This window comes from Brevibacterium ammoniilyticum, assembly GCF_038429965.1.
Lineage (GTDB): Bacteria > Actinomycetota > Actinomycetes > Actinomycetales > Brevibacteriaceae > Brevibacterium > Brevibacterium ammoniilyticum.
On sequence record NZ_BAABNP010000007.1, the window covers coordinates 229,958 to 239,190 of the forward strand.

Sequence of the window (9,233 nt, forward strand, 5' to 3'; positions counted from 1 at the left end):
TGAGCGTGAATCAACGGACCTTCTCCCGCTCGGAACCGGCGGCTCCCATGCCTATCGTCCCACGGACTGTGGACAGTACCAGGCGGCGACGCACCATGGCCGTCCCGTGAAGACACGCGACGACAGGTTCCGTACAAGCGTCCGAAGTGGCAGCTCGGCCTCGTTTCCGTCTGGTTCCGCAGTTCACGCGACCACGCGGCGTCGCCGGCAGGCTGCATGGTTTGCATGACCGTGGTCCCGTGCCTGGGCGCCTGCCCGCGTCGAGAACTGTCACGGCGTCACGGGCGCCTATGGCAACCAGTTCGTGCGTTCGCGCGTCAGAGGAGCTTCGGTTGATGCGCCTCGACGTGTCTCAGCCCGATCGCGAAACAGCGCGGCTACAGTTAGGACTGAACGACAGCTCTCGTCCGTTCGGCACCGAGGGCGTAGATCGCCGGACGGATCATCGAGACGAGGCTGGACATGGCTTACGAGCAGCTACCCATCGTGGAGGTCGAGCTGAGCCGGCTCCTGCTCGACCTGGAGAACTACCGCATCCCGACTCGTCGCGACGATGAAGCCGGAGCCTTGAAGTATCTGTTCGCTTCCGAGGACGTCCTCGGCGCGGCGCGGCTGATCCTTCGCGACGGCTACTTCGACAACGAGGTGCCGATCGTGATCGCGGCGGAGTCACGGGACGAGCCGCCTTCGTACATCGTCCTGGAAGGCAACCGGCGCGTCAGCGCACTCAAGGCTCTCTACGACCCGACGATCGTGCCTGGTCACGAAGCCGAGGTTCGCTCACTGCTCAAGCGGTACGCAGTCGAGGCAGAAAACCTCCCCGAGCGAATCCGCGTGATCGTGGCGCCTGATCGCGCGACCGCCGCCCCGCACGTTGCCCGACTGCACACTGGCATCTCCAAGAAGCGGTGGAGCCGCGACCAACAAGCAACCTTCTACTACTCACTCGTGGACGACCAGACGACTGTGGAGGACGTCAAGGCGCAGTACCCCGATGTCGAGGTCGCAAGGTTCATGAAGATGGCTGTGATGCGACGCTTCCTTGCCGCTGCGCCATTCTCCGATCACACCCTCCGGCAGTACGCCGCCAGCGACGACTTGGCGATGTCGGCCTTTGAGTACGCGTACCGAAGTAAGGACATCGCGGCTGCGATCGGGGTGGAGTTCGATAGAGACGGCATGTTGCTTCCTCGGTCCTCAACTCCCGAAAAGATCGCGTCGAAACTTCCAAAGAAGAAGCTCGGTGCATTGGAGTATCTAGTCGGGGAGTTTCGCGCTGGAAGGCTCAACACCCGCTCTCCGGAGCTCAAGAAGCGTGATGACGCCTACCAGCCGTTCGTGGACCGTCTCAACGGTGTACCCACTACAGCAACGCCGACACCATCACCCGCCGCGCCCGCACCACCGACTCCGCCTGGACCGTCGCAAGGTGTCAGCCACGGAATGCCTCCAAGCGGTCCCGGTAGCGCGACCGGCGGGGCAACGCCACCCCAGCCTGAGCCTCCGAGCGGAGCAGGAAGCCGTGGACCGAACCATCCAGACACAAAGGACACGCTCGATCTGTCTGGCCTCGACTACGAGAACGCACCACTGAACCTCAAACTGCGCTACTTCGAGCTACGACGGATCAACCTGGGAAACTTGCCTATCGCGTCCGCGATCCTATTGCGCTCTGTTCTCGAAGCCACCATCAAGGTCCATTTCGAGGGCTCTGCAACGCCCGCGACAGGCGAGTTGAGTGCGGTTTTCAAAGTGGTCGCGCAAACCTATGGCTCGGAGAAGACTCTCAAATCGACCATCGGCGCCATACAGTCGGGAAACGCCCACAAACATGGCTCTATCCAGTGGTTCAATCTCATCGCGCACAGCGCAGATGCGTCAGTGACCGCAGAGGACGTTCGGCAGGCGTGGAAGGTGGTCAATCCGCTGCTCAGGCGCTTGTTGCGTCCGCCATTACAGTCTGCCCCTGCAACGCCTTGACCACACCGGCGACCGCGGGCGATGCAACGAGCAGTTCTTCGGCCTGCCCCGGATACCGCGCGGAGTAGGTCAGTTCCAAGCGGCATTGGAAGTGCTCGCGATACAGCTTCTCAATCAGTGGAGCCGTGTCATACGTCATGAGCCAGTGCGCCTTCTCCACCGTATTGACGATCGCCGCGAGGGCTGTGTGATCGCGCCCGTCGAACGCGTTGAGGTAGAGCTGAGACCCCGCCTGAACATAGGGCGGATCGATGTACATAAATGCTCGATCGTCCTGAGCGTAACGCTGGATCACTGTCCTGCCGTCAAGGTCTGAGACCGTGATCTGATCGGCCAAGCCTCCGATCGCAGTCAATCGTTCGATGAGCGTTTCGCGATTGAAGCGGGCGTCAATCTTGTATCTCCCTTCCTGCCGCTGACCGCCGATAACTCCGGCATTCAGAATCCCTGAACGATTGGTCCTGTTCAGAAAGAAGAAGGCGAACCCGAGGCGGAGTGAATCTCGCTCATCGCGCGATCTGTATATCTCTCGCTGCTTCTGCCATTCAGCGATCGTAAGTGGGACGGACGCAACCATTTCAACGAAGCTGGCATTGTCTCCGACCGCAGATTTCCAGAAGGCGTACACCGCAGGGTCAATGTCGTTGATAACCAGTTCTTCGACAATGCCCTCACGGAGCAACGCAATCCCAGCTCCCACGCCACCGGCATATGGCTCGATATAACGTGCGCGCTCGACCCTGAGAGCATCGATGATGTCGCCAAAGAAGCCAGCGAGCGCCGCCTTTCCTCCCGGATAGCGGAGCGGCGAGAGCGTTCCGTACCGACGTGACGCGACAACCCGCAGCGTGTCACTCATCAGGACTCCTTCCCCGCTCGATGCGCGGCGACTCGACAGCGAGCCGAGCAGAAGCGCGCATCACCTCGCCCGAGGAACACCTGATCGCAACGCTCGCAGTTACGCCACGCCTTACGGCGACGTAGCCGCTCATGACGCAGCGCTCGATCAACGTCAGTGAGGCCCGCGTCGCTCAGGCTCGTGAAGTCCTGCATGTAACGGATACTACTCGTAACGACATCACAGAGCCATCGACACGCCGAATCGATGCGGTACACCGTGAAGGGACGCGCCAACCGAATGCGACTGTGTCGTGGTCAGTGCCCTATGGCGCGGTGGGCTCGCCTGCGCGTCACCGCGAGGACGGCACCGGTTGCCGTTCGCGACGCTCCCCCGCACGGACACTTATGAGCTGGATCAGACTGACGGGGCCGATCCAAAGGAACTTGAAGGCGTTCCAGACGAACACCAGGACCAGCAGGTAGAGCCAACCGGGACCCCCGTCGTTGATGATCGTGGTGCAGATCGCCGCGGCGTAGAAGTAGACCCCGGCGAGCAGCATCGCGGGGACGCCCCACTTCAGGCCGCGCCGTGTGCGGATCGCGTTGAGCAGCAGGTTCGTGGGTGCGTAGCGGAGTACGCCATAGCCTCGTGCGCTGAGCGCCACGGACGTCCGGAGCATTGCAGGCCTCTTTCCTCGTCATAGCGCGACGGTGTTCCGTCGTGGAGGCGGCTATGAACCGAGTGCCCGCGAAGGGCCGTCCCGAAGGACCCGCATAGTTTGCTGAACCTGCCTCGCTACCGAGTTTACGACTGTCCTATGGCAGAGGGAACCCCATCGGCAGGCGGGCGTGTACCTCGTCGGTGACCTTGGAGCGAGAGGACACCGATCATGGCCACGTTGGCGGAGCAGGTGCAGGGTGAGCGGATGGCGCGGGTCGCGTTGTCGATGATCGCCGAGCCGAACGACCCGATCACGGGGTACGTCCTGGCCCGTCACGGCGGGGTCGAGACGCTGCGGCTGATCGAGTCCGACGACGAAGTGCCCGGCCTGGCACGCGCCGACACACTGATGTGGCGCGAACGACTGACGGCGCGGGTCACACCCGGCCTGCTGGATCAGATGGCTCAGGCGGAGCGGCATGGATTCGGCACGCTCATCCCCGCCGACAAGGAATGGCCCGCCGGCCTGAACGACCTGAGCGATCGTGCGCCGTACCTGCTGTGGACTCGCGGTGCGGTCTCGTTCTTGATGACGGCGCTGAGCGATCGGGCCACGATCACGGGCGCTCGCGCTGCGACCGCCTATGGAGAGCAGGTCGCGGGCGAGCTGGCGGCGGGTCTTGCCGATGAGGAACGGGTCGTCGTCTCCGGTGGCGCCTATGGGATCGAAGGGGCCGCGCACAAGAGCGTGCTTGCCGCGAGCGGTCAGACGATCGCCGTTCTGGCCGGCGGGTTGGACCGCCCCTACCCGGCCGGGCACAGCGAGCTGCTGAATCGCATTGGGGATGTCGGCTTGCTGGTGAGCGAGCTGCCGCCGGGAGCCGCACCGACCAGACACAGGTTCCTGGCCCGCAACCGCCTGCTGGCGGCGCTCTCGGGTGCGACCGTGATCCCCGAGGCCGGTCCTCGGTCCGGGTCGATGACCACTGTCATCGCCGCACGCGAACTCAGCCGGGGCGTCGGTGCGGTGCCCGGCCCGGTGACCAGCGTCGCGAGCGCGGGGCCGAACGAACTCATCAAGCAAGGCTTCGCCTCGCTCGTCACCCAGCCCAGCGACGTGATCGACCTACTCGACGCCGACAGAACCCCGGACCGGACTGTGACGCGGCCCGAGGTCGGACGCGAGTTCGGGCACCGGCACCCGTCGCCGGGCACGCCGGGGCGCTCTCTCTGACGGCCGCCCTCGCTGGACGGGTTCACAAGCTCGGTGCGGGGCGTGATGTGGTCGCTGGCCGCACCGCATCAGCCGTCGTACCTTCGTGAGCGATCGCCTGGGCGCGGTTGAGGGCGGCGCGGGCGCGGATGGCGTCGATCTTCAGGCTGGTGCTCTCCGGCGTCGGGCCGAGCGGGGTCCGGTCGTCGGTGATGCCGTAGCGGTCGCGGTAGGCGGCGACGGTGCGAGCGGCACGCCACCACGCCGCCTTCTGCTTGTCGCCCCTCGGAGCCGCGCCGAGGTCGGCCGTCCACGGCTCCTCATCGGTGAGGTAGCCGCGGAGCACGGCGTCGGCGCGGCCTTCGATCAGCTCGCGGCGCTCGTCCAGGGCTCGCCGCATGTCGTCTGCCATCTGCCCGCCGGCGTGCGGGATCAGTCCGACGATCAGCCTCGGGGCCTTGCGGGTGCGGCCTGATCCGGCGGGCCGGGCGGTGGCGCGTGCCACGCGGGCGTGCAGGACGGAGGCGATGTCATCGGCATCGTCCAGACTCCGCGCGGCGACCAGCCGCGGGAGCAGCGCGTCGAGGTCGTGGTGGTTGGCCTCGGCGTGACGCAGCTCGGCCGACAGCGCGCCGTAGGCGTCGGAGCCGAGCACGTCTTCGATCTGCTCGGCGGTGATCCCGGACGCGGCGAGCAAGGTCGCCCAGCGGTCGTGCTGGGCGGCTTGCGCGATCGTGTCGTACTCGGCCGCGAGCGGCGCGATCGAGCCCCAGCGGTCCTGCTCGGCAGCGACCGTCTCGTGCGCAGACAGCTCGGCGCCGATGTGCTGCAACACGCCGTAGAGGATCGAGCGAGCGGTGACGTTCGGGTTGTCTCCGGGATGCGGCACCGCGTGTTCTGCGTCCTCTCGGTCGACGGTGACATAGGCGTGGTTGCTGTGGGCGCCGCGGGTCATGGAGACGTAGAAGTTCTCCCGCGTCGTGGTGGCGGTGACGACCGCGTGCGCGGTGTCGGTGGTGACGCCCTGGGCGCGGTGCGCGGTGATCGCGTAGCCGAGGTCCAGGTGCTCGGCCACATAGTCGGCCGGCAGGACGATCCCGCCGCCGAACCTGCGCCCGGCCGGGCGGATGCTGACCGACCCGTCCTCGCGAACTCCGGTGACGGTCCAGCGGGAGCCGTTGCGGACCCAGGTTCGGCCGTTGCGGAGCCGCCGGTCGTTCTCGCGGGTGATGACCAGATCGCCCTCGGAGACCGCGGTGCCGTCGCGCAGCGGCAGTTCGCGGGTCGGGTTTACGGTGCCGTCGATGATCCGATCCGCCCGCGCTCTGGCGTTCAGCTCGGTGACGGTCGCGTGGGTCTCGGTCACCAGGATCGACGCCCGCCCGGCAGCAAGATCGGCCCGCCATTCTGTGTAGGCGGCGTCGATCATCGCTTCCTCGTCGCCGCCGGTGATCCGGCCGTGCTCGATCAGGGCGTCGATCGCCTCGGCACGGCCGTGGCGTAGCTGGAGCGAGGTGGTCTTCTCCCATTCGTTGGTGAAGCGGTGCAGATCGGTCAGCTCGGGGGCGTCATCGCGGGCGTGCACGAGCATGGCGAAACTGCCGCCGGCGCCGGGTGATTGGAGCTGGCCCCAGTCGCCGACCAGGAGGACTTTCGCGCCGGCCTTCTCGGCTTCGTGGGTGAGCCGATCCAACGACATCGTGCCGGCCAGGCTCGCCTCGTCGATGATGACGAGCTGCCCGGCCGTGAACGTAGTCCCGTACATGAGGTGGTTCTGCCACCACTTCGCCGTGTTCTCCGTGGCGATGCCGAGGTCATCGGCGAGGACCTGCGCGGCGACCGCCGAGGGGGCGAGCCCGATCACCGACCCTGTGCCGTGCTCCTTCTCCCACGCCCTGCGGAGCCCGTTCATCGCCGTCGTCTTCCCGGCCCCAGCCGGGCCGACCAGCACGTCCACGACCCGACCGGAGACCGCGATCGCGGCAAGGGCCGCGGCCTGATCCTCGCCGAGCACCCGGCCGCGTGCGTCGGGCTTGCGGGCGATCCTCTCAACCGTCTCCAACGGCACCACCGGCCCGGCCGTTGTGGCGGCACGCGCCAGGAGTCGGTCTTCGGCGGCCAGCAGGACTTCGGATGAGAACAGGGTCGAGGCGTGCGGCCGGAACCGAGAGGTGCCGTCCACGCGGCGGAACTGCAACGGGCTGGACGCCAGCTCCGGCGGCGTCAGCCGCAGCGAAGCGTGCTCGGCGGCATCGACCACGAGCCCGGTGATCGCCTCCCGGTCCTGGATGCTGGCGAACCGCCACCCCATCAACTGCCGGGATGCTTCGGCATGCAGGTTCCAGCGGGTCCAGGTCGAACGCTTCTCGCCCACCGTCTCCATCACGGTCTGCCCGACCTCGCGCACCACATCCAGCGGCACGTCGTCGGCGCGCAGCACCCGCCGCGGTGCGTCTGCGGTGGATGCGGTGAACGTGCGCGCCCAGCCGTTCGCGTCCCGGCGCAGCACCCGGCCGGCGCGCTGCCGCCACTCGGCGGTGAGGTCGGCCAGCGACCGGACCTGCTTCTCCGGCCTCGTGGCGAGCGTCGCCTGCGCCCGAAGTTTCAGCACCGTTCGCGCGGAGGGCTGCCTGCCGTGCTTGGCGACGTACCCGGCGATGAGGCGGTCTTTCTCGGCCTCGATGTGTCGGGACCGGGTGGAGAACTCGGTCACCAGCTCGTCGGGCACGCCCTCGATTTCCCATGCCGGGTTCCGGTCCCTGCCCCGTTCGCGTGCTTCCCATTCGACGCCGAGGACGCGGGTGAGCTGGTCGGCCAGCGCGGCGTTGTAGAGCTCGGAGACTGCGACGACCACGGAGTGCATCGGCCGGCCGGCGAGGGTCCGCCAGCGGCCGTCCTGCACGGTCAGGACCTTGTTGCTGACGACGACGTGGGTGTGCAACTGCGGGTCGCCCGCACGGCTGTCGTAGTGATCGAATGCCGCGGCCACGACACCGGCGACGTCGACGTGCGCAACCGCGCCGTCCGGCCCGGTTGCACCGACGCGGGTTGCGGCAACCTCGCGTTCGAGGAACGCAACCAGCTCTGCAACCGCCGCATGATGGGCGTCCGCGATCAGGGCTTGGGTGCCGGCGTCCGCGACCGCCCAGATCGTGGAGACTGACTTGGGCACGCTGAATGTGAAGTCGTAACCGGCTACTGCGCGGCGGGTGCCGCGCTCGGCTTCCTCCGCCTCGATCGCGGCCACTTCCTGCGCTCGAGTCGCCGGCCCCAACTCGGGGTCGAGGGCGTCGACGCGCTGCTTGATCCGCTCGGTGATCGACGCGAACTGCTGGTAGGCGCGGCCCAGCGGCTCGCCCGTGATCGGGTCATGGCCCATCCCGACCAACAGCGCGAGCTGAGCTTCAGAGACCTGCCCTCCCTCGACCAGGTCGCCGTGCCCGAGACGACCCAGCCCCGAGCCCATCCAGAAGCCCGGCGGCGTGCCCGCCTCCGCGTAGTAGCGGGTCAGCGGCGTGCTCAGGCTCCGGTCGCCGTCGCCCGCGGCGATGGACTTCAACAGGTACTTGTATCCATCGCCCGCGCTCATCACGCGCATCGAAACCGTCACCTCGGCTGCTCCTTCCGGCCGCGCTCGGAGAGCAGGTGAGCCCGCGAGACCGGTCGCATCAGATGCGACAAAGCCCGAAACGGCCTCGTCTGAAAGACGTGTGATGGCTCGGTGGGCCGGCGAACGAGAGCTGGCGGCGCCGCCTGAGTCACGGATTCCGAAGTACGCGGGGGTGGTGCGCCGCGCGCGGGTCACGGCATCGGCGACGAGGCAAGCGGTGGCGGTTCGAGTGGTCGCGCACCTGGTCGCTGACCAGCCCGGTGGTGACCTCATGCGTGAAGTCCGACCGGGATCACCCGTCAACCGGAGCCCTCATGCACGACCCTCACGACCGGACTCGCCCACTCAGGGTCGGATCACTGTTCTCCGGGTACGGCGGTCTCGACCTCGCCGTCGAACATGCCTTGGATGGCGAGACGATCTGGTTCTCCGAGAACAACGAACACGTCTCCCGCATCTTCGCCCACCACTGACCCGACGCCCCCAACCTGGGCGACATCACCACCATCGACTGGCGCACCGTCGAGCCGGTCGATGTTCTCTGTGGAGGCTTCCCCTGCCAGGACGTCTCGACCGTGGGCAAGCGCGCCGGCCTCGCGCCCGGCACCCGCTCCGGGCTCTGGTCGTACATGGCCGCCGCGATCGACGCGCTGCAACCCCAGCTCGTCGTCATCGAGAACGTGCGCGGCCTGCTGTCCTCACCCGCCGTCCGCGCACCCCTAGAAGAAGACGACGATGCGCATAGCAATCCCGACCACGCAACCCCCGGCGATGCAGCCCTTCGCGAAGTGGAACCCGACCCGTGGGGTCTGGGAGACCTCGCAGCTCGACCTCTCCGGGCAGTCGGCGCCGTTATACGGAGCGGGTGGTTATGTCTACCGGCCTGGGTGGGCGAGCCGCTCGGTGAGTCCGTAGCGGACGGTGGGTCA

Annotated in this window: 7 protein-coding genes; 4 read left to right on the plus strand and 3 right to left on the minus strand. The window is 67.0% G+C overall.

Annotated features, from left to right (window positions below; translation table 11 throughout):
* Positions 1-462: 462 nt before the first annotated feature.
* A complete protein-coding gene (locus AAHA49_RS10550; protein WP_026529634.1) occupies positions 463-1,980 on the plus strand; it encodes a hypothetical protein in 1,518 nt (505 codons plus the stop codon).
* On the opposite strand, the gene AAHA49_RS10555 is transcribed toward AAHA49_RS10550, so the two are convergent.
* Positions 1,931-2,839, minus strand: a complete 909-nt coding sequence (locus AAHA49_RS10555) for a DNA adenine methylase (protein WP_026529635.1) — start codon at positions 2,837-2,839, stop codon at positions 1,931-1,933. The two genes, AAHA49_RS10550 and AAHA49_RS10555, sit on opposite strands and share 50 nt — an antisense overlap.
* A 331-nt stretch (positions 2,840-3,170) precedes the next feature.
* Positions 3,171-3,500, minus strand: a complete 330-nt coding sequence (locus AAHA49_RS10560; RefSeq protein ID WP_026529636.1) for a hypothetical protein — start codon at positions 3,498-3,500, stop codon at positions 3,171-3,173.
* Positions 3,501-3,710: 210 nt separating this feature from the next.
* On the opposite strand from AAHA49_RS10560, the gene dprA reads away from it, so the two are divergent.
* Positions 3,711-4,715 carry a DNA-processing protein DprA gene (dprA, locus tag AAHA49_RS10565; protein WP_036542732.1) on the plus strand — a complete coding sequence of 335 codons (1,005 nt, stop codon included), beginning with the start codon at positions 3,711-3,713 and terminating at the stop codon, positions 4,713-4,715.
* A gap of 22 nt (positions 4,716-4,737) precedes the next feature.
* On the opposite strand, the gene mobF is transcribed toward dprA, so the two are convergent.
* Positions 4,738-8,292 (minus strand): MobF family relaxase, encoded by a 3,555-nt coding sequence (mobF, locus tag AAHA49_RS10570; protein ID WP_483073341.1) that lies wholly within the window; start codon positions 8,290-8,292, stop codon positions 4,738-4,740.
* A 326-nt stretch (positions 8,293-8,618) separates the two neighbouring features.
* On the opposite strand from mobF, the gene AAHA49_RS10575 reads away from it, so the two are divergent.
* Together AAHA49_RS10575 and AAHA49_RS10580 are read left to right on the plus strand one after the other, a co-directional pair.
* Positions 8,619-8,777 (plus strand): DNA cytosine methyltransferase, encoded by a 159-nt coding sequence (locus tag AAHA49_RS10575; RefSeq protein ID WP_187326294.1) that lies wholly within the window; start codon positions 8,619-8,621, stop codon positions 8,775-8,777.
* A gap of 33 nt (positions 8,778-8,810) precedes the next feature.
* A partial coding sequence (locus tag AAHA49_RS10580; protein WP_425286514.1) for a DNA cytosine methyltransferase occupies positions 8,811-9,233 on the plus strand: 423 nt, incomplete at its 3' end.